This is a genomic window from Vibrio sp. 1401, from assembly GCF_033340295.1.
Genome location: NZ_JAWOWF010000364.1, coordinates 1 through 703, shown reverse-complemented (window position 1 = coordinate 703; position 703 = coordinate 1). Strand labels below are relative to the sequence as shown.

The window sequence follows — 703 nt, the reverse complement described above, 5'->3', positions numbered from 1 at the left end:
AGTCGAGAGACTGGCCTATTGCATTACGCATACAAGCCATCTTGGTTTTTCCTGTCCAAAAGTAGTCGGGTAAATCACGTGATGCTTCGAGCTCATTTTTCTGCGGATACTGCGGCATATTCGCCCAGTACACACCCCGAATGAATTCCCGCCAACCTAAGATCTGACGAATGAATCCTTCTACCTGTGCAATATCGATGTGTTTGTTTGATTGATACGCACTAAGTGCAGCATCGATTACCTCTTTGGGGTGCAGTAACTTACTGTTCATCGAGAACGACAAACGACTGTGGTACAAACTCCATTTGGCATCGTGCTCCGCCGTCATCGCATCTTGAAACCGACCAAAGTGAGGGAGACAAACCTGACAAAAATGCGCGAGCAAAGATAGGCTTTGAGCGCGATTCACTGGCCATAACAAATCACCATTTAGTGAACCGATGGTCGAGATCTTGTGTCGCATTAGTCGCTCTACAATCTCGTCAACATTCAGGCTAAACATCAGCGGTTTGGGTAATTGCTCGATATCTTTCACTTTCAGTTTATTACGGTTGTTGGCATCGTAATTCCACTTTTCACCCATTGGCTTACCGTCTTGCATCAAAATATCAAAGCGCTTGCGCATCCGTCGGTAAAAGTGCTCCATCATGACGTGTTTGCCTTGAGGGAACTGCTGTTCTATTTCTGCAAAAGGCAGTAAAAA

At 45.5% G+C, this 703-nt stretch carries 1 protein-coding gene; it reads right to left on the bottom strand.

The genetic code is table 11. The annotated features are described in order from the left end of the window. Positions 1-703 (bottom strand): cryptochrome/photolyase family protein (locus tag R7Z77_RS25655; protein WP_318137088.1); only part of this gene is annotated, 703 nt, incomplete at both ends.